The organism is Stenotrophomonas maltophilia (genome assembly GCF_004920835.1).
Taxonomy (GTDB): Bacteria; Pseudomonadota; Gammaproteobacteria; order Xanthomonadales; family Xanthomonadaceae; genus Stenotrophomonas; species Stenotrophomonas maltophilia_AQ.
Window position 1 is genome coordinate 1 of sequence record NZ_QFHO01000080.1, and the last position, 335, is coordinate 335.

Sequence of the window (335 nt, forward strand, 5' to 3'; positions counted from 1 at the left end):
TTTGAAGCGGCTGCCCAGCGGGCCAGCTGGATCACCCCGGTGCCGGGCGGCGTGGGCCCGATGACCGTGGCCACGTTGATGCAGAACACGTTGGAAGCGGCGGAAGCTGGGGTTTGACGGTAGTGCCGGCCGCTGGCCGGCAACCCGGTATGCCATCCGAAGGTTCATGAGGTTGCCGGCCAGCGGCCGGCACTACCCGCTTCGGTAGGTGCCCTGAACAGATCCCCGCCCGCGCGACACTGTGTCGCAGGATTACCTATTTCCGGTTACCAAAATTACTGTTCTTGGTCGCCAAAACAGGGTAAAATGTCGCGCTTCCCCACATCTCGGGTATG

The 335-nt window shown here is 62.7% G+C and carries 1 pseudogene; it reads left to right on the forward strand.

The window, feature by feature from the left end:
• Window positions 1-117 (forward strand): annotated as a pseudogene (locus DI041_RS21160) (bifunctional methylenetetrahydrofolate dehydrogenase/methenyltetrahydrofolate cyclohydrolase); the annotation flags it as partial.
• Between the last annotated feature and the right edge of the window lie 218 nt (window positions 118-335).